This window comes from Dellaglioa sp. CoH-55-MRSF-9 (assembly GCF_056782155.1).
In genome coordinates, this window is the sequence record NZ_JBXAYG010000101.1 from 1 (window position 1) to 264 (window position 264).

The following is a 264-nucleotide window of genomic DNA, read 5'->3' on the forward strand; positions in this document are numbered from 1 at the left end:
CCTCGACGGGCCTGCGCATCAACCAGCCGGCCGGTCATCTCGAAGCCGGCGAAACGCTGGCCGACGCCGTGATCCGCGAAACGCTCGAGGAAACCGCGCACCCGTTCACGCCCGACGCGCTCGTCGGCGTCTATCTCGCGCACTACGAGCGCCCCGGCAGTGCCGGCGCGACCTACCTGCGCTTCACGTTCTGCGGCACGGCCGGCGAGCCGATCGCGGGCCATGTGCTCGGCGACGGCATCGTGCGCACGCTGTGGATGACGG

General features: G+C 71.2%; 1 protein-coding gene. It reads left to right on the forward strand.

Going from position 1 to position 264, the window contains the following annotated elements; translation table 11 throughout:
• A partial coding sequence (locus AC1RPV_RS07950) for an NUDIX domain-containing protein (protein ID WP_481764228.1) occupies positions 1–264 on the forward strand: 264 nt, incomplete at both ends.